Origin of the sequence: Peribacillus simplex, assembly GCF_030123325.1 — a bacterium.
Taxonomy (GTDB): Bacteria; Bacillota; Bacilli; order Bacillales; family DSM-1321; genus Peribacillus; species Peribacillus simplex_D.
In genome coordinates this window covers 4,350,593-4,377,031 of the sequence record NZ_CP126106.1, presented here as the reverse complement: position 1 = coordinate 4,377,031, position 26,439 = coordinate 4,350,593, and the positions used below count along the sequence as shown (strand labels likewise).

Here is a 26,439-nt window from a genome sequence, read left to right as displayed (position 1 = left end):
ACCACATTTTCCTGCGCCAAAAATCAGGATGGAGCCCAAAAAGGCGCCACCCTTCATGAAAAGGGCTATTAAACCCAAGTTGGGCAACAAACTCATGGATTGAGATTGGTCAATTTACTCGTGAAAGGAGCATTACTCATAGAATGCAGCAGCAAACTTACAAAATAAAAGCGTTTACTCGTGAGTTTGGAGCAAATACTCGTGAATTAAGCCGATTTACTCGTGAAATGGGGGCAAATACTCGTGAATTAAGCCGATTTACTCGTGAAAGGGGCATAACTCATAGAATTAAGCAGCAAACTCACGAAATATAAGCGTTTACTCGTGAGTTTGGATCAAATACTCGTGAATTAAGCCCCAAATGGGGGCAAATACTCGTGAATTAAGCCGATTTACTCGTGAAAGGAGCATTACTCATAGAATTAAGCAGCAAACTCACGAAATATAAGCGTTTACTCGTGAGTTTGGATCAAATACTCGTGAATTAAGTCAATTTACTCGTGAAAAGGGAGCAAATACTCGTGAATTAAGCCGATTTACTCGTGAAAGGGGCATAACTCATAGAATTAAGCAGCAAACTCACGAGATATAAGCGTTTACTCGTAAGTTTGGAGCAAATACTCGTAAGTTAAGTCGATTTACTCGTAAATGTAACATTATCAAATATAATTGTGCACTGAAAATACAAACCAAATCCTCTTTTATTCATTACTCGAGTGGTTTAGCTTCTAATCCGCCTGTGTTAAGGATGTGTACCTTTACGTTTATATCATGTAGTGAATCCTTATCTAAGTAATCCTTCGGCTCTTTTATATGATTTTTTTGCCAGTATTTTGTCTCTTTGATATAAAGGATTTTGCCTAAGCTTAAAGGGTCTGCGTTCTTTTGAATCCCTTTCATGAATGTTGATTGGATTTCATTTTTTATTTGGGTTTCGAATTTCCGCTTTATTTTATCGATATCCATTTGTGTATCAAGCCCCAGAATTTTACCAGATACGTCAACGTCAATATCGAATTTGTACTTTCCATCCTTGAGAATAGGCTTTACTTGATAATGCGGATGGGAGAAAGATGCATAGATGTCTTGCTTATTCATGTTAATGTTTACGGGAGTTTTGTTGGTCCTTTTAGTGAGCCAGCGTATGCCGCTCAATTCCTTTTCAGAGAACCAGGGCTGGGATACTTTATAATAAAGGGCAAATGCACCATCCATATAGATGCTTTTTCTTTTTTTATCTTTTTCTTTCCAAACTGTATCTTTCCAGGAAATGGAGGGCAGGATGGTCGTTGATGATTTTTCCCGCTGATTGGAATAATACTTTTGGACCGTAATGGGCTCGATGTATGATCGATTACGATAGACATCTTCTGGTAGATATAATGTCGTGTATAAAGGCGACAAATTAAAATAACCGTTAATGGAGAAAAGCTCATCGATGGAACTTTTTGTGGCAAAGATATTGGCTGAGTACCTAAGTAATTGATTTCTGTATATAAAATCCACTACTTCTGTACTTTGCTGCTTCAATACATTTTCACTGATGACAAATGTGGAAACATGCCCGATGTAGAGGGCCTGTTGAGTATTCTGCGTTAGTTTATTTACAGCGATTGAGATGGAACGCCCTTTTTCTTTCCCTACATATACGGGCGGAGCTTGAGCGGGTTTTGCCTCCGTTTTAGCTACCGCAGCGAAGTCCACAAGTTGCGTATATACAATGTATTCCCCATCTTTGAAATCTATCCCGATGGCCGTTATATAATGGAAGTCCTGGATCGTTTTTTCATCCCAGCAGCCAGAAAGTAAAAGGAAAAGAGGGATGGTTAATAATATTTTGCAGATGCGGAACATGGCTCTACTGCCCCTTTCTGGTCTTATCATTAGCGGCCAAGGATCGTTTGCTCAGGGAATTCCATGGCCTCATTATGAATGAATCCAGTAGTTTAGGGAATATTGGCGGGGTCATTCCGCCAATATATGAAATTCCGAATGAATCAAGCCTGGATAGTAAAGTGACAATGGTAAGGAAACCGATTATCGTGCCGTAGATTCCATAAATACAGCTTAGTAACAGCACAAACATACGCAGAATCGTTACGGCCCCTGTTAAAGACTGGTTTACAAGAGTATAGGATGCGACAGAGGTTACGGCAGTAACCACAAGCATGGTTTGTGAGGTCAGTCCGGCCCTTATCGCGGCATCACCGACAATGAGGCCGCCTACAACAGCAACTGTCTGCCCGACCGCTTTAGGTAACCTGACTCCGGATTCTCGAAATAATTCAAATAAAAGGAGCATGAGAATGAATTCCATGGTAGCGGATAAGGGAAGTCCAAGCCTTGAAAGGGTGATGGTGGCCAATAATGGGAACGGTACCTGTTCAATGTTGAAAGCGGAAATGGATATCCAGAACCCCGGCAATAAAACGGTAATGCCAAGCCCCATAATGCGAAGAAGTCGCTCAAGACTTACAAATAGATAAGGAAGATTCGAATCTTCTGCTGTTTTTATTTGCAATAATAGGGTAGAAGGTGCCACTATTATTGTAGGCATACCGTCCACGATTAAAATGAATCTTCCTTGATTGAGTGCTTCCACTGCAAAGTCGGGGCGACTTGTATAATGAGTGAGTGGAAAGATACTAAATTTACTGTTTGTGATCAATTCCTCCAATTGTTGGCTGCTTACCAATATATCAATATCTAGGGAGTTAATCTTGGACCTCACATTTTTGACGAGTTCTTTATCAATGATGTCATCCATGTACATTAGTGCGACTTTTGTTTGACTGCGCCTGCCGACAATAAAGTCTTCATAGGCAAGCGATTTTGTTTTTAGCCGCTTTCTGATTAAAGCGGTATTCATGGATAAATCCTCGACAAATCCATCTCTTGGTCCTCTTACAGAGACCTCGAAGGAAGACTCCTCAGGCTGCCTGTTCGGAACATTGGACAAATTTATTGAAAATAACTTTTGGGTCGATGGAATGAATAATAAGGCATTCCCTGAGAAAATCAGCTGCTGGACGCTATTGAATTCACTATCAATCGTCACTTTATTCAAATCTACCAATGGTTTTAGCTTGTTGATTGCCTCTTCTTCATCGATTCTCTCATCCAATTCCATCATTTTGTTTAACTTTTCCAAAATCCCCTCGTTCAGTAAACTGATATCGGCCATACCCGAGCAATAAAATATAAGGACAGGAATGGGTCTTTCGGTTTCTCCGATATAAATCGTGTCAAACATGATATCCGAGCTTGAACTGAATAACTCCCGAAATGTTTCCTCCTTTAATTCAATCAGGGTTGGTTCATTTTTGGATCGTTTCATTCTCATGTCGTTTCCCCTCCTTAGATCTAATGAACGTGCCGATAAACAAAAAGGCGGACAAAAGTAACAGGAAATAAAAAACGCCAGGATAATAATAGGTCTGGGTCACATGCAAAAACTTGAAATTACTGAATGGTACGATGGAGATGACGACCATGAGAAAGCCGACAGCGAAAAGAATTCCTACCTTCATTTTTTCCGTTTTCCTATTAAAGATTTCCGTTATTATGAATAATGCCAGTGAAACACGGATATAGGCACCAGCAAGCCATTGATAAATGGAAAAGAAATCTGTATGTTCAATATATTTTCCAATAGTCAGCAGCCGCCACTGTTCATAGGCAGGGTACCTCATGGCTTCGGCTAAGGTCGGGCTGAATTCGGCGAGTGCTGCTGTTAATGGGCCCATAAGTAGAAACAATAAACCGAGACATAGGAAAACCAATACTTTCCGACTGATCTTATCAGTAAGATTTTCCTGGAAAAAAGCGATTAAAATCAGTTCGGCAAGACCATAACCAGAATACTGCAAGGACTTAACACCATGAAAATAGCCATTCTCGAAAAGGGGAAGGAGGTGGCTATAGTCTTTAGTCGGCATATTTCCGGTCGCAACGAAAATGCCAAGTATGATGACTATTGGCAATAATACAGAAGAGCAAATGGCGATGGAGTGCATACCTGAATGAGCAAGAAAGATGCATAGCAGCATAAACGGAATGATAATCGCTAAACTTGGAGTTTCAAAAAGAAAGGTTGTCGTGATCCAATCAATCGTTTCCTTGGTTGTTGCCAATACAAGGCTGATCAGATAGATCACGATAAAGAATAAAACGATATTTTTAATTGGTTTCCCAAATCTATTATCAAGCCAATTTGTCAGGGATTGATTATTCATATTCTTGATTATCCTCGATAATATGTAGACCCAAATCGGTATCAATCCAATAATAAGGATAGAAAAAAACCAAGAATCCCTTCCGCCGGTGGATAGGAGGAAAGGGATCAAAATAACATGATTAAGAAGGCCGATTGATAAAAAGAAGATACTAAGGGTTTGTATCGAACTGATTTTCTTCAAGATGATCCTATCCCCATTTCCATTGTTTAAAGAGTGGATTGATGCACATGCCATTCTTTTGTTATGGTTGCTAAATGTGGAAAAAGTATACGTGATAATGATTGGATTAAAATTCCTGTTAATGAAAGCATGTGCAGGCTTGCAAAACAAAGAATTGCCGGTAAAAAGGATTTGTCTCATTCAATAAAGAATAAGAATAAAGAATATATATAGATGCTTTTTTTTGAGCATCAAGGGGGAATGAAGATGGATTTAAGATATCCGGTTGGAAAGTTTCAGTTTGACGGGGAAATTACTAGTGATGTAGCCGAGGGATGGATCAACGAGATTGAAGCTTTGCCTCGGATGCTGCGGGAAGCGGTATGTAACATGGATGATGAAAAGCTTGATACGGCTTATCGGCCTGGAGGATGGACGGTCCGCCAGGTGGTGCATCATGTTGCTGATAGTCATATGAATGCGGTTATCCGCTTCAAATTGGCCCTTACGGAAGAAAGCCCGGTCATTAAAACATACGAGGAAGGGCAATGGGCAGAGCTGCCTGACTATGACTTGCCGATTGAAGTTTCTCTAACACTAATCGAAAGTATACATATCCGAATGTGCAAACTTTTAACTGGTCTTCATGCGGATGACCTGAGCCGAACATTCATCCATCCTGATTCAGGAGAGGTGACAGTCGGTAAAAATATAGGCATTTATGCATGGCACGGACGCCATCATCTGGCTCACATTACTTCTTTATCAAAGCGCCAGGGATGGTGAATATGACTCTGAAAGGTGTGATTATGTGAATGCCAATGTGAAAATCGAACAATTAACATCAATCGAATACCATCTTAATGAACTTTCGGAACTTTTGGTGCAGGTGGTGGAAGATGGCGCGTCCATTGGTTTTTTACCTCCCATGAAACAGTCTGAGGCCATAGATTACTGGGGTGGTGCCCTAAATCCTGATGTGATTCTGTTTGTCGCTAAATTACAGGGTGAGATCGTCGGGAGCGTACAGTTACATTTATGTTCAAAGCAAAACGGCGGCCATCGTGCGGAAATCGCAAAATTAATGACGCATACTGGGTATAGAAGAAATGGAATAGGGCGTTCACTAATGCTAGAGGCTGAGAAGAGGGCCAAGCAGGAGGGACGGACATTATTGGTCCTTGATACAAGGGAAGGAGATCCTTCTAACTCCCTGTATAATTCATTGGGATATATTCAGGCAGGCAGGATTCCCGATTATGCGAAATCTGCAAATGGTGATTTCCATCCAACCATTTTTTATTATAAAAAAACGAATTGAATGGGGGAATGTATATGCAAGCTGTAATCGAAAAAGAGGGTAATGGGATTATCGCAAGATTCAATCGCCCGCTTAATCATTCGGTGGAAGAGGTATGGAGTGCTTTAACGGAGAATGATAAGGTGGAAAAGTGGATGTCCAACCTGGAAATGAAGGACCTTCGAAAAGACGGGACCATAAAGTTCAATTTCAATGATGGGTCAGGGAAATCCTTTGATATGAAGATCAGAGAATTCCAAGAATCTGCCGTTTTGGATTTTGATTGGGGTGAAGGCTGGGTTCGTTTCGAGGTATCCCCTGAAAAGGATGGATGCTCATTAGTATTGACAGAATACATCAAGCCAGTTAATGATCATACATCAAAAGATTTGGCTGGCTGGCATGTTTGCCTCGATATGTTGAGTGATTTAATTGATGGTCATCATCAGGACTTCCCAATGGATGAATGGGAAAAATGGCATAAGGAATATACGGTAGCCGTCGAACGACTTGATGGATGAAGGGAATGCAGGTGAATAAATAAAACCGAACTGATGCTAATGATATGAAGGAAGTTTATTGTTGATATTCCAGTTTGTGCCATGTTGAGATGACTGTAACTTTTAAGAAATGGAGTTTTTCCTAGTGACTTTTATCAGACTGCGTTTCCAATCTTTGAACCGTTAATTGAATACGTTTCAAGGACTCTGCATGTCCGCAGGGTAAATGGGAATGGTCTGTCTATTTTTTAAGGAAACCTTCATTTTACGCTTTTGCGAAAAAGAGACGAGTCAACCTCATTTTTTTGCTGGCCAGCTGAAGCCGCAGCAAAGGGTTTCGCTATTCCAGTTGACTTTAAAATAGAAGAATGATTAAAGGGAGAGTACTTTACCTATCCAAGGAGGTCATATGGATACGTGAGGGTTGATTCTCCATTATATTGACCAAACCGAAGGCCGGTGTGAGATAATTTTTTATCGTGAAAATAATCATCATCTCAGGTTTCTTTAGATAGGTTCTGATCCATTTACTCTAAACACAGGCAGATAGCCTGTGTTTTTTTAGGGCATTAAGAAAAAAATATTGAAAATAGAATGAGGGGTTTGAGAGATGAAATCATTAAATGAACAAGTAAAGGACAATTGGAAAAAGAATATCACTCTTTTTCTAGGCAGTCAGACCATATCCCTCTTTGGTTCGTCCTTGGTTCAGTATGCCATCATGTGGTATATCACGTTGAATACACAGTCGGGTGTCTTGATGACGATATCCATCGTTTGTGGTTTCGTGCCTACCTTTATACTCTCCCCAATCGCTGGGGTATGGGCAGACCGCTATAATCGGAAGATGCTGATCATTCTTTCGGATTCATTGATTGCCATTTCAACGCTGATATTGGCCATCCTGTTTTTAATCGGCTACGATGAGCTTTGGCTGCTTTTCGTCATGTCCGCTGTCCGGGCAATCGGAACGGGAATCCAGACTCCTGCCGTCGGTGCCATTCTTCCTCAGCTTGTGCCAGAGGATAAGCTTACGAAGGTGAACGGAACGAATGGAAGCATACAAGCGCTAGTGATGCTCGTTTCCCCCATGGTGAGCGGCGCACTGCTGACGATGGCTTCAATCGAAACCATTTTCTTCATTGATGTGATTACAGCTGTAATTGCCATCTTCACATTGTTGGCATTTTTGAAAATTCCAGCCCATGCGAAGGCATTACAAAAACAAACAACCAGCTATTTCACCGATTTGCAAGAAGGATTCATCTATATCAGGAATCACGACTTTCTTAAAAAATTCTTTATGTTTTTCGCATTTTTCTTCGTGCTTGCCGCACCTGTTGCATTTCTTACACCGCTTCAGGTCACACGCTCTTTCGGGAATGATGTTTGGCGGTTGACTGCGATAGAAATCACCTTTGCCATCGGTATGATGCTAGGCGGGATTTTCATGGCATCCTGGGGAGGCTTTAAAAACAAGATCCATACGATGACACTTGCGAGCCTTATCATTGGTGCCTGTACTTTCGCTCTTGGAATCATCCCCGTTTTCTGGATTTACTTGGTCATCATGGGGATAGTCGGATTGGCGATGCCCATCTTTAATACGCCGTCCACGGTCTTGTTACAGGAGAAGGTCGAGGGTGATCTTCTTGGGAGGGTATTTGGTGTTTTAGGGATGATCTCGACTTCGATGATGCCGCTGGGGATGCTTGTCTTCGGACCGATATCCGATATCATTAAAATAGAATGGCTGCTTATAGGAACTGGTTTATTGCTGTTTATTCAAGGCTTTTTCCTACTGGGAAGCAAAGTGTTGATCGAAGCCGGAAAACCGACCTCGAAAGATGCCCCCGAGTAATGGTACATCACTGGCAAGATGAAGGACTGGAGCCAGTTCCGGCAGATAAGGATATTATTGAATATCATAGGGGATTGGATATTTGTCAGCCTCATAGATTTGGCTAAGGAGGAAAAGATGGAGTTTTGAGGAAAGTATTTAATTGGATGGTAGTTATCGGAATGATTCTGCTGCTAGGTAATTAAAGTGATAGAAGAAATCACAGCCGTATCTCAGCAAACGACGGCTTCATCAGAAGAAATTGCATCATCGATGGAGGAACAAGCCGCTGCATCCAATGAATCTGCTCAATATACACAGCAGTTTACACAGTTAATAACTGATTTGGAGCACATGCTTGGGGAATTCCAGATAAAGAATTAGCTGAATGGAAAACATAAGCGTTGCAAAAGGGGATGCCACTAAGTGGTTTCCCCTTTTTGGTTGTATTGCCATTGACCCTGATTTCTGTGAACAGGGCATCTCTCTTTAATGGACAAAATCACTAGAAGTACAAAAGTACAATTTAGAGGAGCTGGTCAAGTATCCATGCTTTTTTTACAAAGGGGAATAATATATAGGAATCGGACAAGTAGGGCCCAATGGCTCAAGGCCCAAAAAGGGGAGAACAACATGCATTTCGAAATAGGAATGACTATTTTTGTGTTTGTCATGACAATGATAGTTATATTGTGGAGGCCAGGAGGTATCAATGAAGCATGGCCAGCTTCAATCGGTGCCGTGATAATTTTGCTGACTGGCACAGTATCCCAAGGCGATATTTTGGATATCATCAATAAAATCGGGGGCGCATCAATCACCATCATGGCAACGATTGTCATGGCAGTCATCTTGGAAAGTTTCGGCTTTTTTCACTGGGCGGCTGCGAGACTTGCCAACCTTGCCAGAGGATCGGGGTATCGCCTGTATTGGTACATTCAATTATTGTGCTTTGTAATGACCTTGTTATTCAATAACGACGGCAGCATCATGATTACGACCCCCATATTGATCTTGCTTTTGAAAAATCTCAGATTAAAACCACATGAAGCCATCCCGTATCTTTTGAGTGGAGCATTGATTGCAACAGCTTCAAGTGCGCCTATAGGCGTGAGTAATATAGTCAATTTAATCGCTTTGAAAATTGTTCATATGTCGCTTTATATGCATACTGCCATGATGTTTGTACCTGCAACTTTGGGGCTGATCTTCATGTCATGTTTGATGTTCGCAGTGGTCAAGAAAAAACTGCCCAAGAAACTGCCGAATTTTTCTTATGACATTGAGGAAAGTTTCTTCACTAAGAATTTCCATCCTTTAAAGGGAAAAATGACGGTTGAAACAAAAAGGCAACGCACAAGATTCATGTTGAAAGTATTGCTCTATGTGTTCGTGGTGCGCTGTTTACTCTTTGTAGCTTCTTATTTTTCCATTCCAATCGAGTGGGTTGCTGTACTTGGCTCTTTATCTTTACTGATCTGGAGATGGTATCATTTACGGACAAACCCTGTCGATATACTCAAAAAGACCCCATGGCACATCCTGATATTCGCATTCTCCATGTATGTCATCATTTATGGTCTCCATAATGTAGGCCTTACAGCCATGCTCGTACAGATATGCGAACCGATTGTAAATCAAGGGTTACTGAGTGCTAGCTTTGTCATGGGAGGATTGGTTTCGATTCTATCAAACATTTTCAATAATCATCCGGCATTAATGATAGGAACCATTACCTTAACCGAAATGGGACTGGATCCGATCACATTAAAAACTATTTATCTAGCTAATATAATCGGTAGTGACATGGGATCATTGTTATTGCCCATCGGTACTCTTGCCTCACTTATCTGGATGCATATCCTGAAACAATACAAAGTGAATATAAAGTGGAAGGATTATTTAAGTGTATCCCTGATAGTCATACCAATTACGACAGTGCTGACACTGCTCTTATTATTTTATTGGGTGCAAATGATTTTTAGCTGAATAACCCCCTAGGAGGAGATAGTAATGAGTGATGCGTTTGCATTACTGGGTAAACAGATTGATGTCCAAATCTCAGGAAAAAAAACTTTCAAAGGAATTCTAACTGATTTGAGCACGGATATTCTGGTGTTGTTCAATGGACAGCAGTTTTTGTATTTTCCTATGCTGCACGTCCATAGATTCAATCTGAGTACAGAGATAGATAACGAGATTAAAAATCCTATGGAGTCCCCCATGATGGAAGACATGGCGTCGATTTCCTATCGTAAAACACTAATGAACGCAAAAGGAGTTTTTTCAGCAATCCATGTTGCTGGACACATTCCTTTACACGGCTATATCACCAATGTTTTCAATGATTACTTTGCATTCTACTCGCCTGTATATAAAATGATGTATGTCTCGCTGCATCACCTTAAATGGCTTACTCCGTACAATCAAAATGCCACACCCTATACACTCAGTAAAGAGAGTTTTCCTGTCAACCCTTCAGACATACCGATGCTGCGTTCTTTGGAAGACCAATTAAAGAAAAATGCAGGAAAGCTAGTAGTATTTGATGGGGGAGAGGACCCGATGAAAATCGGTATGCTTAAAAAGGCGGAAAACAACTTGGTTGAATTAAAGACAGCCAATGGAGATCATGTGTTTTTGAAGCTATCACATATTAAAACCGTGTACATGCCATAGTTTCATAGAAAATAAGGGGAAGGCCATTTAAGCTTTCCCCTTATTTTCTTCTGCTAGATGATGGGTGATACCAGCGGATTCGGGTTCCTGATCAAAAAACCATCGCCTTCGCAATCAATTTCCGCTTGATCTGTAAAATGGGAATCCGATGGATCGAGCAACATTTTTATATCATGTAAAACGAGTATTTCCTCATGCTCCTTTTTGGAGATTGCCAAGCTTAATGTATAGTTCATCTGGTTACAGCAAGGTCTGTTTATGCCAAACCTTAAATACGTTTCCCCTCCCAAACTATGCTGCATATCTTTAATTGCCTGCCGGGCTTTCTCTGTCATCTTTATCAAAAATCTTCACTCCTATATCGTTATCCACTTCATAAATAGGGCAAGCCGTATATGCACTTCATGAGCGGGATCCCTTTAATCCAACTTTACCCATTCTGCACAAAAAAATAAAATCCTCTAGGAATTCTTCGATTTTCACTTATCTCGGGTGGGGTGAAATTTTACAGCGCTGATTTATTTTTAAGGTGTTTTATTGAATCCGGCTGATGATTTTTTTGTAAAAAATAGGCTAAAGGTTTCATTTGGTTCGCTGATAATACTGTATTGATGAGCATTAAGACACATCCGCTCGAGTGGATGATAGGACAGAAGATTCATATGATGGAATTTACTTGAACATCGTAAATTAAAAAATATTTCAATGTATAAAGGAAGGATTAAAATGTTTAATGGAAAAATAAGCCGTATGATACTTACAGTGGTATTCATGGTTAGTTTCACTTTTTTACCTGGCTTAAAGGCCGATGCTGCAGATCCTGTGCATACTGTAATCCCTGGCGAAACGGTAGAATCGATTGCCAGGACATATGATATATCGGCTGAGCAATTAATGAAAACGAATGGTTTACCGGATGATAGGTTATTTGCGGGCCAAAAGTTGGCAATCATTCAAACGGCGTATACTCCTTCCGTCTATCAATGGTCGGAGAGAGGAAAAAAAATTGCGAGATATGCGAAATCTTTTATAGGGTTTAAAAAGTCAGCTGGAGAGGAGACGCCAGAAAAAGGGTTTGATTCGAGCGGATTAATTCATTGGGTGCTTTCCCGGCAAAATGTGCCGGTTGACCGTTTGACAGTAGATGGTTTCTATAAGCAAGGGATGGATACAGCCACTCCGAAGACCGGGGATATTATATTCTTTCTGGATAAAGACAGCTTAAAGGTCGTGACTGCGGGTATTTATATCGGCAAAAACCAATTTGTCAATTCTGGATATGGTGCAGAAACGGTTCAGGTGAGATCCACTTCAGAAGATTACTTTGCAAAATACCAAGTGGCATACAAAACATACACGCCAAAAGGAGAGCATATCGTCCAAGCGGGAGAAACGCTTAAAAGTATATCGGAGAATTACAGCATTTCAATGAATACGATCAAAAGCCGTAACGCTTTAAATACCGATGAGTTGATGCAGGGGCAGTACCTTCAACTATACAGCAACCCGCTATATCCGTTTTATGTAAACCAGGAGGCTGCATATGATAAAGCATATGATGTCATCAAGTATGCATACACTTTACGCGGATTTCCCTATGTTTTCGGGGGAGAAGATCCAATGACCGGAATGGATTGCAGCGGCTTCATTTATTGGGTCATGAAGGAGCAGGGCCTTTCTGTAAAACGAGATTCCGCAGAGGATTACTTCTCATTGGTGCCCAAAATCGATAATCCGAAGGCCGGGGATTTGGTATTTTTTAGGGACACGGGAACAAGGCTGGGTGTGACCCATGTAGGAATTTATCTGGGTGATGGCCGTTTTCTCAATTCAACGGAAAACACCGGCGTTCATATCTCCAACCTTTCGTCAGGTTATTTTGCCGAGAAATTCGAAAGCTTCGGTCAAGCCGAAAGCCTCATCGACTAAGAAGGTCATTCAACCTGTTTATATTCAAGAGTCGCTTTTTCAATGGCAGTAACGAACCGTTTAAGAAGATTACAGTGATTGACCCTGTTCTTACTGGTAAAGTCATCACCTTCGAAAAAGCTTTTTCTGAGCTTTGTGGAAAGTTCCAATTGTACGCCTGTACCCGTCTTGGATGAGTTGGTGATGTTGTTTCCTTTCATGCCTGAAAGGTGCTGCGGTGCATGATCAGTTTGAAATCCAGCTTTGTTTAGGCATTGCTGAATAAGGTTCTTATAGGGTTCGTTCCTACCGCCAATGTAAACCAGCGCATTATGCACGTCGTAGTGGCCATGGATCGAAAGGGTGGTCTGGGCGTTCGCTGCCATTGAAACGCCGGCCGGTTCATTGAACAAGCAGGATGTTATATGGAGGACCTGGTTACCCCTTGGTTTAAGACCTTCGAATAGATAGGTGCTTGCACAAAGTCTCTCACCAAGTGCGGCTGCAATCTCGCTAGTTCCCGGTTCGATGTTCCCGCCGTGTATGGCTAGAATTGCGATATCAGGATTCCTGTGCTGAGCGATGATGCGGTAATCGAGTTCTTCTTGTTCATTTTGCTGCAGTTCAATAAAATCGGTATAGCTATTTTCATTCATGGTTATCCTCCGTATCTGAAGCGTATTTAATCTTCCATATCCGTTGACGGAAAAATAAAAAAAGCGGGGATGCCCCAGCTTTTTTTATTTTTCGATAGTCGTATATTGTTCTATTTTCTTTTGCTCTTCGGGTGTTAACGTTTCTGTCCGTTTAAATGTATTCATGGTCACAAGCAGGGCTGCTATTAGAAAAACGGGTATGACCCAGCTTGTAATTTTTTTTACGATATTCATATTCTAAGTCCCCTTATACATCGCTAAAATTCATATGATATTTAGAAAAGGAGGGGATGGATCCCCCTTTTATTGCTGGGCTTTCCAGCTTCCATTTCTTCTTTTATCCCCAGCTCCGGATACTTGTCCGTTTTTCTCGTTTTTAACGAGTACTTGAACCCCGCCGTAATACATGGGGGAGATCTTCTGGATGACTTCATATCCTGAATCTTCCAGGTCTGATATTATTTCATTCGAAAGCCTGGATTCCGTATAAATCTTCTTTCCATCATAGACGAACCGATTACGGTCGATGATATCCTGAAATGAGCCTTCATTCTCTGTATATGAATAAAGGACCTGCATCAATACTTGAGGAATCCTATCGCCGCCTGGTGAGCCTATCCCGATCGATTCCTGCCCTGGTTTCTTGAGAATGGTAGGAGCGGTGAAAGTTCTAGACCGTTTATATGCCTCTTGGGCGTTCAAGCCGGACCGGAAATTTTTCAATTGATCGTTAAGGAAAAATCCATTCGTATAATCACCAGATCCGAAAAAGTTGCTGAGCGTATTTGTTGCGGAAACGACAGTGCCATACTTGTCCATGATCACAAAATGTGTCGTACTTTCATGTTCTTCGGAACCATTCGATTCTTTATCTTCCCATTTTTCACTTTTGATCTTATTTTTAAGATTGTCCAAGTGAATGGGGGAGAGCAATTTTTCCGCCTTGGAGTGACTTATTCCATCCCCAATATTGGCGGACCGATCTTGATAAGCAGTATCTGTGATGCCACCCAATACCTTCATATAAGCTGATTTGCTTGAAGAATCACTGAGGTTCATTTCCTCGGCGAGCTTTAACATTTCAAGAACGGTAATCCCGGAGAAGGGCGGAGGGGCGGTAAAAGCATCATAACCGGCAAATGTTCCTTGGACCGGCTTACGTTCTTTCACCTCATAGCGCTTTAAATCCATCAAGTCGATATCTGTTTCTCTTTTAATATCCCGTGCGATTTCCCCTTTATAAAAACCATCAGGACCTTCCTTTTGAATCTGCTTCAATGTTTCAGCAAGTTTTTCCTGGACGAGTGTTTTGCCTGGTTCAAGGGCATCGCCATCAGGATAAAAAAGTGAAGTCGCATCGGAAGATATCCTTGGCTGAGCCGCTTCTAAGCGTGATGATAACATTTTGTCGACTTCAAATCCGCCTTCAGCCAAATCTATCGCCGGCTGGAGAAGGTCTGCCATTGGTACGCTCCCATACTTATCACTTATAACCTGCATGCCGGCCACTAAGCCAGGAATCCCTGCATTGTGCCTTGAACTTGGGTCTTCCGGAGAGGATTCACGATAATCGATAAATTTGGGATCGCCGGATTCCGGTGCAATCAGCATACCGCCGCCGCCGCCCACGCCAGATCCATAAGGTTCAACTACACCTAATACATAGGATACCGCAATGGCGGCATCCGCCGCCGTTCCACCATTTTTCAATATATCCATCCCGACATCTATTGCGATTGGATTTGAAGAACTGACCCCATATGATTGTTCCGTTTTACTCTCTATCGGATCATTCGTGTCAGAAATAGGGGGTGTCTTCGAACATCCAGCTAAATATATGAGCACGCAAAGTGAAATGAATATTTTTCCAGTCCTACGGTTAATCATCGATTATTCCCCCTTCTCGTTGAGCTTCCAAGTTGTTTCTCTTTTCACATAGTAGTATCCAATCGATCCTTACTGAATGGGCTGTATGTCCTGTTGTATAGCTTGTGCTGCCTTTTTCTCTTGTGCAGCTTTCTTTTCCTTTGCTTCTTTCGCTGCTTGTGCTGCTTTTTCTTCTTGCTCACGCTGTGCCTTATGGTCGATTACCTTCTTGTGATCCAAGTTAATCTCGATGTGATCCTCTTTTTTCGACCATTGGGCGTTTTCACTCGTTTCCTTCGTCAACTGGCGGTAAACACGTGATTTGTCGATTGAAGAGGTAGCTGGCCTTGGTGTTGCTTCTTCAATTTGCAGTGGAACGACATCGATTGTAGCTTTTCCGTCTTCCGCTAAATGGTATTGAACCATGGCTGAATCCTTTGTGCGTGTCCATCCTTGATCGAAAATGAAATTTCCTAAGCTATAGAAAATGATTCCATCTTTATACACATCAAACGATTGAAGCACGTGTGGGTGATGGCCGATGATGATGTCAGCCCCAGCATCGATGATAGCTTTAGCCAAGTCCGTTTGACGGTCGGTTGTAGATGTTGAATACTCTTGTCCCCAGTGCATATTCACCACAACCAAGTCTGCGTTGCCTTGCTTGGCATCCCTTGCTTTGCCGATCATTTCAAATAATAAATCAGGATTGGAGTTCAATAGTCCGGCTTTATCACTTTTTGACACGGCATCCTTACCGTAAACATCTGTGAAGCCAAGTGTTGCGACACGAACGCCATTAACATCCGCATAGTCGATGCTGTTTTTTGCTTCCACAGTGTTCGATCCAACACCGACATAATGCATATCCGCACTTTTGAATTCATCAATCGTATCTAGAAGCCCTTGTTCTTCATAGTCCATCATATGGTTATTGGCCAAAGTCATTACAGAGAAGCCAGCATCTTTAACCGCTTCCACACCGCTAGTATTGGAGTTTAACCGGATGGGCGTATCTGCTCCCTTATAGTTGGATACTTCTTCTTTTAAAGCGGTATGCTCATAATTCCCACTGACATAGTCTGAATGGGCAAAATAAGGCTTCATATAACGGAAGAGGTATTCCTGCCCGTGCTTTTCCGTCACTTCTTCAACATAACGTCCCATCATCACATCACCGACCATTGTCATCGTCAATGGTTGATCGGATTTTGTTGCGGTTATTTTCACTTCCTCAGCCCGTCCCATCCAAGTGGTAATGACTAAAGCGATTAGTAATATAGGTAGTATGATTCCAGTGTATTTAAGATTCTTTTTCTTCGTGCGTTTAATAAAGATAAGTGTTTTTTCTTTTGCATTTAAAGTCCGTTTCATTTTTTGCACCTCAGAATAGGTAGTACACGTTCATTAAACCGAAAGTCAAGCCGGATAATAAAAGCGTGCTGCCAAGTGTCAATGGCATTCCTTGTCTTTGTATGGTATTCGCAATCAATCCGGGTACAATTATACCGATTCCCCGAAACTCGAATATTTCAAATGGCATGACGGGGTAGACGAAGTCCAATAGTAGTTTCAAGCAAATCCCGGTCACCATCATGGCTGCGAATTTTCTTCTTCCATATAAAATCACCCATCTTGAAAGGCCGTGAGTGACGATCAAATAAGTTACGACACTAATGATCAAAATGGTCAGCATGATTTCCCATTGGTCAAATACTAATGCCAAGTAACCTGGCACGATAAGACCTGCGGGTACGACACCCGTCTTTTCTGAAAATATAAGGCTAAGTGTTACTCCCAGTACTAGGGCTACATATAAATCCGATCCAAACATTAAGGTTCCTCCTACTTAACTTGCTTTTTGCTTTGTTTTAGATTTCATGAATGCTTCAATTAAAGGTTCCGCTGCACCGTGAATATTCCCGACACCGTAGACGATGCGATTTTTCATCAATGGGCGGAGGCGGGCCACGATTTCTTCAGTTGACCAGTTTTCTAAATCCCAATATTCTTTAGTATCCAATTTACCTTGCTCGAATACCTTCGTGATTGGTGATGTAGTTTCACCAATGGCAATGACGATTTCGGATTTTATGTACGGTAATACATCTCTAGCAAACTGCTCGGTACGGTCCACACGGTCTGCACGGCAGTTCATGATGACGATAGGAGGTTCTGTGCTGTATCCGAACGTATTGACACGTTCCCATATGTTCAGCGTCGATGCCGCGTCGTTTGCAGCAAAGCCATTGACAAAGAAAGTTGGCTGGATGGGATCCCCGAATTTGGTGATCCGCATGGCCCCTGGATCGGGATGTGCATTCAACATTCCGCGGAAAGCTGTTTTTTCATCAATTCCCAAAGCTTCCGCAACGGCCAAGGCCAGTGATGCATTATCAGGAAATACCATATAGTCGAACTCGCGTAGAAAATCTTCCGAAATTCTCGAATTATCTGCAACGATCACTTTTGTGTTGCGTTCTTTGGCGATTTGTTTGAAAAAGTCCAAATATTCACTTTCGATGGTTATTAAGTGACCATTATGGGGAATGGTAGCAGTGAAGGCTTCAGCAACCTCATCCATAGTCGGTCCCATGACATCCATATGGTCTTCCAATACATTCACGATGACCCCAATGTTTGCTTGGATCATTTTGTTTTGGAAGATTAGTTGATAGTCAGGCTGAACGGCCATGCATTCACAAACGAGTGCTTCCGTGCCTAAGTCGGCAACTTCTTTAACTACACGCCGTTGTTCTCCTATGTTTGGTCCTTCCGGGCGGCGTACAATCGGTTTTTCCTTGTCGGTAAACCAATAGATCATTCTTGCTGACGTTCCGGTTGTTTTACCTACTGTTTTGTATTTTGCTTCCTGGATCACACCTGTAATTAGACGCGTTACAGTCGATTTCCCTCGAATCCCATTCACATTCACACGTACCGGGATGGAGTCGAGACGCTTCTGATGGCGTTTTTGTTCAAAAATGCCATAGCCAAGCAAAAAGATCGCACAAATAAATATTGGTGCCATTTTTTAACCTCTCTTTTTTTCAAATATTTGAATTACTGAATACACACTACATGATTTTAAACTTAATAGGCAAGAGCCAATTATTCTATCGTAATATAGTTATCATCAGCTTTTTGAAATAAATGTATATTGGAGTGTAATAGTATCTAATGGGATAAATTGTTTTATGAGTACAAAGGTATGGCTGGAAATCGAGGGGATACTCGATTTTTTTACACTAAATTATGGAAAGTTTAATAAAGAACCCATTTTGGTCAGAATCAAAGCGGTTTTATGAGCATTTGAACCTGATTCTTAATGGCTATATTTGAATAATAATTAATTTTTAAAAGTGAGGTTTATTACAATTTATTAATTGTTTATACCTATTGTTTGACATAAACGTTACAATATTTATGCATTTGTCATTCAATGTAAGATTTTGCATCTAACGACTCAATTAGTTGAACTCTTTTGAATTTGGACAAAGATGAGTAAAAGAACACATCTCTTTTTTTTGGTATTTTCCGGTTACTTCCTCAGAGAATATTCACGGGACTAAAATTGATCTTTTACCTGAAACATGAAATAAACTAAAGTTAACCCATTTTTTTTAAAAAATACCTAGTTTCTTCTATAGATATAGTGTTTATAGCAGAATGAAAAACAAAAAAAGCTCAGAAGCATATCTGAGCTTTCGGCTTATATATTGTAAATGAATGGAATGGTCACGAATTTCCGATCATCATTGAGATTTAACGTTTGTGGGTCTAGAGCTACAGCTATGGTAGCAGATTATGGAAGGAATCAGGTTAACTTGATTTCTTTCTGTCAGAAATCTCAAGGTTGGAGTCCTTTTTACCGCCATCAATCACATAAAGTCTAGGAACTAATCTCCTTCTTTTTCCTTGATTGTCAGGATTCATCTTCATATAATTTTCGTATTCTTTGCGAAAGAATTCTTCGGTTTCCCGTTTGAGTGCTTTTCTTTCGTTAAAATCTGTTATGAATTTGAAAAAACGTTTCATATGAATTCCTCCTTATGGGGTTAAAAGGTCTTAGTTTAATAGTAACATATCAATCGTGTAATTTAACCTTTTTTTACAGATTTGGAGTGGAAATCGTGTTTTTGTGTGAATAAAGTTATGAACGGTTTGATTCGAGAGAAAGCATGCAATGGATACTTACTGAGTATAAGTGCCCGTGCATGGTGTTGAAAGGAAATGATGGGAATTGCAGTAGCGGTTATTGGAATTGATGGTTATTTAAGTTAAAATATTCCTTTAATTAATTATACACTAAATATTCTGAAAATAAAGGAAAATGTTCACTTCCAGCCGCTTTTGATAGATTTTCCTTTTAATGGTTTATTATTGTGTATAGTTATTTATTCCCCGAATATACGAAAATGAAACAACCAAATATAATGGGAAGGAAAAGCAATTTCCCGTATACATGTGACGGGAAATTGCTAGTGTCATAATTGGAACTTCCTAACTTGTTCAGTCAGCAGATCTGCCGAAGATGCAAGTTCACTTGCATGATTCGTGATTTCATCCATTGAAGAGCTGGATTGCTGAGCAGAGGCGGAGACTTGTTCGATTCCAGCCGCGGACTCTTCAGAAACCGCTGCGATATCTTCGATAGCCTGATTGATTACTTGGCTATTTGTGGAGATATAGTTCAATTCTTCTGTAATATGCTGTATTTTCATTTCCATATTCCCGACAGAGTGATTGATTGTTTCAAAGGTTTGGCCTGTGAGCGTGATCTGTTTCGTGCCTTCATCCACTTGTGCATAACCATCTTCCAGGGAGTGGACGACTGTTTTTGAATCCGTTTGAATGGCTGAGACAATATTGGTGATATCCCCAACGGAGTGTGTGACCTCTTCAGCGAGTTTCCGCACTTCATCGGCGACGACGGCAAAGCCCTTGCCATGTTCACCAGCACGAGCGGCTTCTATGGCTGCATTCAGCGCCAATAGATTGGTTTGATTGGATATATCCTTGATGACCTGTACAAGCTGCGAAATTTGCTGCGATTGGGAATCGAGCCCTTTCACTTGCTCTACGGCATTTTTTACAATATTCACACTATTTTATCGGACGGATATATGGGATATTTAAGCAATGAAAAGATAACCAAATTTTCCATCAGTTCTAATATTCACTAAATATAATCATCTTGATTTATTATCGTTTTCAAGTTACTATTGACTTGGAAAAATATAATATTCCGCGTTAAGGCGGAAGAGGTTCTAGCTACCCTCTCAAAAAAACTAAGGAGAAACAGTGCTCTATTCTTAGGGTGCTGTTTTTTTCCGTAAAAAGGAGTTTTATAGAAATGAAGAAGAAAGAAAAGGCAGTGGTTGTGTTTAGCGGAGGTCAGGACAGTACGACGTGCCTGTTCTGGGCATTGGAGAGATTTGAGGAAGTGGAAGCGGTGACGTTCGATTATAATCAGCGGCATAGCTTGGAAATCGAATGTGCTCAAAACATTGCCAAGGAATTGGGTGTGAACCATCATATCCTTGACATGTCGCTGCTGAACCAACTGGCACCGAATGCATTGACGAGAAGTGATATTGCAGTTGCGGACGGAGAAGAAGGGGAATTGCCGTCGACGTTCGTACCTGGGAGGAATTTGCTGTTCCTTTCGTTTGCCGGAGTGCTGGCGAGTCAGATTGGCGCTAAACATATTGTCACCGGTGTCTGTGAAACGGATTTCAGCGGATATCCTGACTGCCGCGATGTATTCATTAAATCGTTGAATGTGACCTTGAACTTGTCGATGGACCAGTCATTCGTGATTGATACGCCGCTAATGTGGCTTAATAAAGAGGAAACATGGGAGCTTGCTGATCAGCTTGGCGCATTCGACTTTGTCCGCGAAAAGACCCTGACTTGCTATAACGGAATCATCTCCGACGGCTGTGGAGATTGTCCGGCATGTAATCTGCGGAAAAAAGGGCTGGATGACTATGTAAGCAGACGGAAGGGGCTTTCATGATGTACGGTTTTACTATAGTGGATAAACTCCAAAAAATAGATGAAGATATTCAGCGCAGCCAATTGAAGTATACAAACAAGAGGGTTCTCGTGAGTAAGGAATTCACCTTTGACGCGGCGCACCATCTGCATGACTATGAAGGCAAATGCAAGAACCTGCATGGCCACACATATAAGGTCATTTTCGGATTGAGCGGGTATACGGATTCACGCGGTTTGATGATAGATTTCGGGGACATCAAGGATATATGGAAAAATGAAATTGAAATCCACCTGGATCATCGTTATTTGAATGAAACCCTGCCGCTCATGAATACAACAGCTGAAAATATGGTTGTCTGGATTTATGAAAAAATGGCCGAAGCCCTTTCATTAAAAGAATATGAGGGTGCTAGAGTCGAATTTGTTCGACTATACGAAACGCCGACAAGCTATGCCGAAGCCAGACGGGAGTGGATGGAAAATGAGTAAACTCCCGGTTATGGAAATCTTCGGACCGACCATCCAAGGTGAAGGAATGGTCATTGGTCAAAAAACCATGTTCGTTCGGACGGCCGGCTGCGATTATTCATGTGCCTGGTGTGATTCCGCATTTACTTGGGATGGCACCGGTAAGGAAGATACCGTCCAAATGACTGCTGGAGAAATATGGGATGAGCTGAAGCGAATTGGGGGTTCCGGTTTTTCCTTCGTGACGATATCAGGCGGAAACCCGGCTCTGCTGAAAAACCTAAACGGCTTGATAGAGATCTTACATGAAAATAAAATGAAGATAGGTGTCGAAACACAAGGGAGCCGATGGCAGGATTGGTTTCTCGATATTGATGAACTGACGATTTCACCCAAGCCGCCGAGCTCTAAAATGAACACGGACTTTTCGGTGCTCGACCAAATCCTCTCGAATCTTGCCAATCGAAATCCTGAAAACCATGTCTCATTGAAGATTGTCGTCTTTAACGAGGAAGATTATCAATATGCCAAACATGTACATGGGCGTTACCCGGATATTCCTTTTTATTTGCAGGTCGGCAATGACGATAGCAGGACGGCGGATGATCGTCAATTGATCAGCGGTCTTTTGAAGAAGTACGAAGAGTTAATAGATAAAGTGATAGCAGATGATGAATTGAATGATGTGAAAGTGCTGCCCCAGCTGCATACCTATATATGGGGAAATAAGCGGGGCGTATAAAAGTGAGCAAAAGGCAGTGTGATGGCATTATCACACTGCCTTTTAGCTTTTTAAAGCCTTTGAATGTGTGTAGCTTTGAAGGAAGATGTGTATTTGAGGCCATACCCAAAAAAGCGATCCATTCCAATATGTGCGGTCCAAATTAAGCCAATCATCAAAAGAGCATCAGACTTTAGAAAAATGGCAAGCAAAATCATGAAGATGGACAGGGTATAAGTGTGAAATAGGTTATAAACCTTTGCTCCAATTCGATCATTGATCAGATAGGTAAGCATGGAAACATCAGGAAACAAAATCAAAAACAGGAAAATCCACCAGCTGAATTCATATAACGAATAGATGTAAATCATCGCTAAAAGCACCATGATTCCTTCCATATGAAGGAATTTCTTTACCATTTTAAACCCTCCCAATTGTTATTTGACCAATGGTCAATAATACTTGAAAATTATATGATGTTCCTGATGATATTTTTTACATGAAAGTAAGCTAGGCCTTTTACATCTTGATAAGATAGTTCAGAATTAATATAAAAAGTGATGAATCCGTGAAGAGAAAGAAAAATCGACCATATGGATGCAGGATTCAATTTGTTGTCCGTTAAGTCCGTCAGGGACTGGATTAGCTTTTCATATGTTTTATTAGAATCGAATTGAAGTAACTGCTGAATTTCTTTTTCCTTCGATAAAAACATGACGGAATAATGATTCTGTTGGGTTAAACCGAACTCCAAGAAGCACAATAAAATCTTTTCCATTTTTACAGAAGGGGCATTTTCCGACATGATGATATCATCGATTAAAGTATTTAAAACGGAGAAATCCGTTTTCACCAAACTATAAAATATTTCTGCCTTATTTTTAAAATGATAGTATAGGGCCCCATGGCTGCAATCCAATGATTTAGCCAATTGCCTCATCGAGACATTCGAATACCCCATCGTTGCAAAAAGGTTTCTGGCTTCATTCAAAACCATGTCCCTGGACAATTCTTTACCTGCCGATTTCCTTGGCGACATTTGGACACCTCCTTTTTTATTGACCGCTGGTTAATTAGGATGATAACTCACTGATTTCCAAATGTCAATTATTAGATCATATTATAAAGTACTGTTTTTTAAGTTTAATTTTTCCATTTGATCAAGAGAGAGCAAAGGAGAGGATGCAGGATCGAAAAAACCCCCAGATACTCTAAGAATTCTGAGGGTATGTGCAATTTAGAGGCGGACTGAATTAAAAAATTATGGATGCCCTCAAAGTATTAACGCCATTTTCCAAATAACCCTTTAAACATGTTAATGTATAAACCCAACCTTCTTTTTGTCCGATCATTTTGTTTATCAATTCGGGGTCGTCCTCTTTCAAACCTGATTCGTTCACTTCAATAATTGTACTCATTTCATCCAACTCTTTTAGTGTAATTGTAACAATCGTTTCTTGATCATTTCCTCCCCATGAGAACACGATTCTCCTATTTTCCTTGACTTCCAATACATCAATAACCACTTCAGCATCGTATTCGTTATATCTCAATGTAAGCATCCTGCCTTGTTCCCATCTTTCAGAACTCGATGAGAACCAGAAATTCCCGATTCTTTCTGGGTCCACTATAGCTTCAAACACTTCATTGGTTGGTTTGACTATTTTAAATTTCGTGATTATTTGCGTATCCATCACTATCAACTCTCCTTCGATTTTTTTATAGTTTTCCACTACCACTTAATTATCCCGATCTACTGTTATTGGCGGCAGGGTCCGTCCAGTTTCTAGCAAGCTCTTCAGGTTACTTAGAATCGCTGGCCATCCATTATTCAAGCCTTCAAAGGTATTATCATCATTTACGAAATCCGTCTCCAAAAGCTCCTCATGCCTAAGCGTTAACTTCACAGTCGAATCATCCATAGGCTGCAGTATAAAATTGACACGAGTAGGCTGCTCGCGAGGTGTTTCGTCTCCTACCATGTTCCAAGTGAACGAGAGCAGGTGCAGCGGCTCACACTTAAGTACTTTACCATGATCAGTAATATGCCCATCTTCCAGCAAATATTTAACGCTTGAGCCTTCTTGCCAGTCAGACTGGACCTGGCATCCAAAATGGTACTTCTTCGTGACCTCACCGCTCGTCAGGGCTTCCCAAAGCTTCTCTGGTGTGGTCGCGATATAAATAACATGAACAAACGATGGCTTTTTCATCATCTTTTTCCTCCTCGCGTTTATACTTCATATCAAGATCGTAACATTATTCTATCAATCATTGTCGGCTTTTCATATACAGCCGGTCAAACAGTTTTCTGCGACAAAAATCGGCAGGGTCATTGCGTTTACATTTGTTTGTGCAAGCCATATGGAAACTTCTTGATTTCCAATCGCTTTCAAGATACGATAAATAAGGAAAATGATAATCCGCTCGGGCGGAAGAGGTTCTAGCTACCCTCTCAAAAAAACTAAGGGGAACAGTGCTCTTTCTTAGGGTGCTGTTTTTTCTGTATAAGGAGAATTAAGAAATGTTAAGAATTTTATTGTATTTAGTATCCATCATCACGGCGAATGTGGTTACAGCAGCCTTTGCGCCCTTGCATTTTGGCATGTTCATCATTCCGATGGGTACATTGCTCATCGGGGGAACCTTCATCTTTCGAGATCTCGTCCAGAATAAATTCGGCCGCGCAAAGACCTATATATGTATCGTCACTGCACTTATTTTATCTGCGTGTGTATCATTTTTATTAGGGGATACGTTATTGATCGTATTTGCTTCCGCATTATCGTTCGTGGTCGCAGAAACGGCGGATACGGAAATTTATACCCGTTTAAAACTCCCGATGAGTTGGAGGGTCTTTTACAGCGGAATCGTTGGAGGATTTTTCGATTCGGTGATATTTGTCGTGATTGGCCTAAGTCCATTGGGTGCCAATATATTGCCATGGGAAGCAGTACCCGCTGCGGTCATCGGCCAAATCATCGTTAAAACGATCATTCAGTCAATCGGTGCCGTACTGTTGGGACGAATCAACGTAGAACTGGAGAAACGTGTAGTCTCCAGTTAAAGCTAGGAGGGGTGCACTCGATGGATGGAACCAAAAAAGAAGAAGATAAATGCTATTGCCTCGAGGCCTTTCGTGAAAAATATGGCCCGCATGTCCAAGGGGAGTGCATGAAGCTCTCCTGCGCCAATTATCGCAAGCATAAAGGAATAGACAAAAAAGGACCTAATTAGGTCCTTTTTTTGCGTGAACGGAGTAACTCACGAGTAAAAGTGCTGAATTCACGAGTAAAAGCGCAAAACTCACGAGTAAAAGTGCGAAACTCACGAGTAAAAGCGTTAAACTCACGAGTAAATAGCCCAAACTCACGAGTAAAAGTGCTGAATTCACGAGTAAATGGTGCGAAATCATGAGTGCAGTATGAATTCACGAGTAAAACAGCAAAACTCACGAGAAAACAGCAAAACTCACGAGTAAAAATGCGAAACTCACGAGTAAAAGCGCAAAACTTACGAGTAAACAGCCCAAACTCAGCGAAAAAAAGCTTCCTGCGCCTATCCAATAATGGGTGCAGGGAGCTTTTTATTTTGTTTAGAATTGCTCTGCGCTTTTCCGGACTAGTTTTTCCAGGAAATAAAAGCATTCTCGTTTCCGTTCAAGTTCGGTTTGTCCTTTTTCTGTGACTTGATAATATTTCCTGCGGCCTGATTCTGACTCTTTCCAATGGCCTTTTATGAATTCTTTTTTTTCTAACCGTTTAAGGGCGGAGTAGAGGGTGCCCTCACTTATTTGATATGTGCCCATGCTCATTTTCTTCAAGATCTTCGTGATTTCATAGCCGTATAGCTTTTTTTGTGAGAGAAGTGAAAGCAAAAGGAGGTCAATGCTTCCCTTCATTAATTCTTTATCCAAGTAAATTCTCCTCCTTTTCATTTTTAAAGTGTAATACGTTGTACATCGTATCACAAGGTGCATTTTACTTTTCTAAAAAAAAATGGTTAAATGACGATTGCTAAATAATTTTAATCATAGTAAAATGTGCTTCGGAACGGATGAGTTGTGAAGAGTGTGGTAAGGATATTATATACATGATTTAA

At 41.0% G+C, this 26,439-nt stretch carries 31 protein-coding genes and 2 riboswitches; of the genes, 14 read left to right on the top strand and 17 right to left on the bottom strand.

Annotated elements, in window-relative coordinates; translation table 11 throughout:
• The first annotated feature begins 143 nt into the window (after positions 1 to 143).
• Complete coding sequence (locus tag QNH43_RS20780; protein WP_283915486.1) at positions 144 to 314, top strand: hypothetical protein; 171 nt, start codon at positions 144 to 146, stop codon at positions 312 to 314.
• 394 nt (positions 315 to 708) lie between these two features.
• On the opposite strand, the gene QNH43_RS20775 is transcribed toward QNH43_RS20780, so the two are convergent.
• Genes QNH43_RS20775 through QNH43_RS20765 form a run of 3 tightly spaced genes read right to left on the bottom strand, consistent with a single transcriptional unit; the run spans position 709 to position 4,472 of the window.
• Positions 709 to 1,854 carry a Ger(x)C family spore germination protein gene (locus tag QNH43_RS20775; protein WP_283915485.1) on the bottom strand — a complete coding sequence of 382 codons (1,146 nt, stop codon included), beginning with the start codon at positions 1,852 to 1,854 and terminating at the stop codon, positions 709 to 711.
• A gap of 4 nt (positions 1,855 to 1,858) precedes the next feature.
• On the bottom strand, positions 1,859 to 3,343 hold the full coding sequence (locus tag QNH43_RS20770; protein WP_283915484.1) for a spore germination protein: 1,485 nt from the start codon (positions 3,341 to 3,343) through the stop codon (positions 1,859 to 1,861).
• A complete protein-coding gene (locus QNH43_RS20765) occupies positions 3,318 to 4,472 on the bottom strand; it encodes a GerAB/ArcD/ProY family transporter (protein ID WP_283915483.1) in 1,155 nt (384 codons plus the stop codon). Before QNH43_RS20765 ends, QNH43_RS20770 begins: the two co-directional genes overlap by 26 nt.
• A gap of 192 nt (positions 4,473 to 4,664) precedes the next feature.
• On the opposite strand from QNH43_RS20765, the gene QNH43_RS20760 reads away from it, so the two are divergent.
• From QNH43_RS20760 to QNH43_RS20730, 7 genes are all read left to right on the top strand, one after another.
• Entirely contained in the window at positions 4,665 to 5,183 is a 519-nt protein-coding gene (locus QNH43_RS20760; RefSeq protein WP_081395471.1) for a YfiT family bacillithiol transferase, read from the top strand.
• A gap of 25 nt (positions 5,184 to 5,208) precedes the next feature.
• Positions 5,209 to 5,718, top strand: coding sequence for a GNAT family N-acetyltransferase (locus QNH43_RS20755; RefSeq protein WP_283915482.1), 510 nt, complete (start codon positions 5,209 to 5,211; stop codon positions 5,716 to 5,718).
• Between the two features lie 14 nt (positions 5,719 to 5,732).
• Positions 5,733 to 6,218 (top strand): SRPBCC family protein, encoded by a 486-nt coding sequence (locus QNH43_RS20750; RefSeq protein WP_283915481.1) that lies wholly within the window; start codon positions 5,733 to 5,735, stop codon positions 6,216 to 6,218.
• A gap of 589 nt (positions 6,219 to 6,807) precedes the next feature.
• Positions 6,808 to 8,058, top strand: a complete 1,251-nt coding sequence (locus tag QNH43_RS20745; RefSeq protein ID WP_283915480.1) for an MFS transporter — start codon at positions 6,808 to 6,810, stop codon at positions 8,056 to 8,058.
• A gap of 186 nt (positions 8,059 to 8,244) precedes the next feature.
• Positions 8,245 to 8,421, top strand: coding sequence for a hypothetical protein (locus QNH43_RS20740; protein ID WP_283915479.1), 177 nt, complete (start codon positions 8,245 to 8,247; stop codon positions 8,419 to 8,421).
• A 249-nt stretch (positions 8,422 to 8,670) separates the two neighbouring features.
• Entirely contained in the window at positions 8,671 to 10,026 is a 1,356-nt protein-coding gene (locus tag QNH43_RS20735; RefSeq protein ID WP_283915478.1) for an arsenic transporter, read from the top strand.
• Between the two features lie 24 nt (positions 10,027 to 10,050).
• Positions 10,051 to 10,716 (top strand): DUF2642 domain-containing protein, encoded by a 666-nt coding sequence (locus tag QNH43_RS20730; protein ID WP_283915477.1) that lies wholly within the window; start codon positions 10,051 to 10,053, stop codon positions 10,714 to 10,716.
• A 53-nt stretch (positions 10,717 to 10,769) separates the two neighbouring features.
• On the opposite strand, the gene QNH43_RS20725 is transcribed toward QNH43_RS20730, so the two are convergent.
• Positions 10,770 to 11,051, bottom strand: a complete 282-nt coding sequence (locus QNH43_RS20725; protein ID WP_283918410.1) for a hypothetical protein — start codon at positions 11,049 to 11,051, stop codon at positions 10,770 to 10,772.
• 391 nt (positions 11,052 to 11,442) lie between these two features.
• On the opposite strand from QNH43_RS20725, the gene QNH43_RS20720 reads away from it, so the two are divergent.
• Positions 11,443 to 12,645, top strand: coding sequence for a C40 family peptidase (locus QNH43_RS20720; RefSeq protein ID WP_283915476.1), 1,203 nt, complete (start codon positions 11,443 to 11,445; stop codon positions 12,643 to 12,645).
• A gap of 5 nt (positions 12,646 to 12,650) precedes the next feature.
• On the opposite strand, the gene QNH43_RS20715 is transcribed toward QNH43_RS20720, so the two are convergent.
• From QNH43_RS20715 to QNH43_RS20680, 8 genes are all read right to left on the bottom strand, one after another.
• On the bottom strand, positions 12,651 to 13,280 hold the full coding sequence (locus QNH43_RS20715) for a poly-gamma-glutamate hydrolase family protein (protein WP_283915475.1): 630 nt from the start codon (positions 13,278 to 13,280) through the stop codon (positions 12,651 to 12,653).
• A gap of 84 nt (positions 13,281 to 13,364) precedes the next feature.
• The gene (locus tag QNH43_RS20710) at positions 13,365 to 13,514 is read right to left on the bottom strand and encodes a CapE family protein (RefSeq protein ID WP_179085976.1); all 150 of its coding nucleotides are present in this window, start codon (positions 13,512 to 13,514) and stop codon (positions 13,365 to 13,367) included.
• A gap of 69 nt (positions 13,515 to 13,583) precedes the next feature.
• Positions 13,584 to 15,167, bottom strand: coding sequence for a gamma-glutamyltransferase family protein (locus QNH43_RS20705; protein ID WP_283915474.1), 1,584 nt, complete (start codon positions 15,165 to 15,167; stop codon positions 13,584 to 13,586).
• Between the two features lie 69 nt (positions 15,168 to 15,236).
• Positions 15,237 to 16,520 carry a CapA family protein gene (locus QNH43_RS20700; RefSeq protein ID WP_283915473.1) on the bottom strand — a complete coding sequence of 428 codons (1,284 nt, stop codon included), beginning with the start codon at positions 16,518 to 16,520 and terminating at the stop codon, positions 15,237 to 15,239.
• 10 nt (positions 16,521 to 16,530) lie between these two features.
• On the bottom strand, positions 16,531 to 16,980 hold the full coding sequence (gene pgsC, locus QNH43_RS20695; protein ID WP_063232582.1) for a poly-gamma-glutamate biosynthesis protein PgsC: 450 nt from the start codon (positions 16,978 to 16,980) through the stop codon (positions 16,531 to 16,533).
• A gap of 15 nt (positions 16,981 to 16,995) precedes the next feature.
• Positions 16,996 to 18,177, bottom strand: a complete 1,182-nt coding sequence (pgsB, locus tag QNH43_RS20690) for a poly-gamma-glutamate synthase PgsB (protein ID WP_283915472.1) — start codon at positions 18,175 to 18,177, stop codon at positions 16,996 to 16,998.
• A 791-nt stretch (positions 18,178 to 18,968) separates the two neighbouring features.
• On the bottom strand, positions 18,969 to 19,184 hold the full coding sequence (locus QNH43_RS20685; protein WP_283915471.1) for a hypothetical protein: 216 nt from the start codon (positions 19,182 to 19,184) through the stop codon (positions 18,969 to 18,971).
• Positions 19,185 to 19,633: 449 nt separating this feature from the next.
• Entirely contained in the window at positions 19,634 to 20,251 is a 618-nt protein-coding gene (locus QNH43_RS20680) for a methyl-accepting chemotaxis protein (RefSeq protein ID WP_349654780.1), read from the bottom strand.
• Between the two features lie 153 nt (positions 20,252 to 20,404).
• A riboswitch (PreQ1 riboswitch) is annotated at positions 20,405 to 20,447 on the top strand.
• 55 nt (positions 20,448 to 20,502) lie between these two features.
• Here QNH43_RS20680 and queC point away from each other — a divergent pair.
• The 3 genes from queC to queE are packed head-to-tail and all read left to right on the top strand — an operon-like array spanning position 20,503 to position 22,359.
• The gene (gene queC, locus QNH43_RS20675) at positions 20,503 to 21,168 is read left to right on the top strand and encodes a 7-cyano-7-deazaguanine synthase QueC (RefSeq protein ID WP_283915470.1); all 666 of its coding nucleotides are present in this window, start codon (positions 20,503 to 20,505) and stop codon (positions 21,166 to 21,168) included.
• Positions 21,168 to 21,638 carry a 6-carboxytetrahydropterin synthase QueD gene (gene queD, locus QNH43_RS20670; protein WP_283915469.1) on the top strand — a complete coding sequence of 157 codons (471 nt, stop codon included), beginning with the start codon at positions 21,168 to 21,170 and terminating at the stop codon, positions 21,636 to 21,638. The genes queC and queD overlap by 1 nt, the downstream gene beginning before the upstream one ends.
• Complete coding sequence (queE, locus tag QNH43_RS20665; protein ID WP_283915468.1) at positions 21,631 to 22,359, top strand: 7-carboxy-7-deazaguanine synthase QueE; 729 nt, start codon at positions 21,631 to 21,633, stop codon at positions 22,357 to 22,359. Before queD ends, queE begins: the two co-directional genes overlap by 8 nt.
• A gap of 50 nt (positions 22,360 to 22,409) precedes the next feature.
• On the opposite strand, the gene QNH43_RS20660 is transcribed toward queE, so the two are convergent.
• The 4 genes from QNH43_RS20660 to QNH43_RS20645 all read right to left on the bottom strand — a co-directional run bounded on the left by QNH43_RS20660 (position 22,410) and on the right by QNH43_RS20645 (position 24,551).
• The gene (locus QNH43_RS20660; protein ID WP_283915467.1) at positions 22,410 to 22,757 is read right to left on the bottom strand and encodes a DUF4260 domain-containing protein; all 348 of its coding nucleotides are present in this window, start codon (positions 22,755 to 22,757) and stop codon (positions 22,410 to 22,412) included.
• A gap of 50 nt (positions 22,758 to 22,807) precedes the next feature.
• Positions 22,808 to 23,377 (bottom strand): TetR/AcrR family transcriptional regulator, encoded by a 570-nt coding sequence (locus QNH43_RS20655; protein WP_283915466.1) that lies wholly within the window; start codon positions 23,375 to 23,377, stop codon positions 22,808 to 22,810.
• Between the two features lie 214 nt (positions 23,378 to 23,591).
• Positions 23,592 to 24,032, bottom strand: coding sequence for an SRPBCC family protein (locus QNH43_RS20650; protein ID WP_283915465.1), 441 nt, complete (start codon positions 24,030 to 24,032; stop codon positions 23,592 to 23,594).
• 45 nt (positions 24,033 to 24,077) lie between these two features.
• The gene (locus QNH43_RS20645; RefSeq protein ID WP_283915464.1) at positions 24,078 to 24,551 is read right to left on the bottom strand and encodes an SRPBCC family protein; all 474 of its coding nucleotides are present in this window, start codon (positions 24,549 to 24,551) and stop codon (positions 24,078 to 24,080) included.
• 218 nt (positions 24,552 to 24,769) lie between these two features.
• Positions 24,770 to 24,812: riboswitch (PreQ1 riboswitch) on the top strand.
• A gap of 50 nt (positions 24,813 to 24,862) precedes the next feature.
• Between QNH43_RS20645 and QNH43_RS20640 the strand changes: the two genes are divergently transcribed.
• Both QNH43_RS20640 and QNH43_RS20635 read left to right on the top strand, forming a co-directional pair.
• Positions 24,863 to 25,405 (top strand): VUT family protein, encoded by a 543-nt coding sequence (locus QNH43_RS20640; protein WP_048687567.1) that lies wholly within the window; start codon positions 24,863 to 24,865, stop codon positions 25,403 to 25,405.
• A gap of 20 nt (positions 25,406 to 25,425) precedes the next feature.
• The gene (locus QNH43_RS20635) at positions 25,426 to 25,575 is read left to right on the top strand and encodes a hypothetical protein (protein ID WP_155726451.1); all 150 of its coding nucleotides are present in this window, start codon (positions 25,426 to 25,428) and stop codon (positions 25,573 to 25,575) included.
• A gap of 358 nt (positions 25,576 to 25,933) precedes the next feature.
• Here QNH43_RS20635 and QNH43_RS20630 read toward each other — a convergent pair whose 3' ends face one another.
• Positions 25,934 to 26,254, bottom strand: a complete 321-nt coding sequence (locus tag QNH43_RS20630) for a PadR family transcriptional regulator (RefSeq protein ID WP_076364490.1) — start codon at positions 26,252 to 26,254, stop codon at positions 25,934 to 25,936.
• Between the last annotated feature and the right edge of the window lie 185 nt (positions 26,255 to 26,439).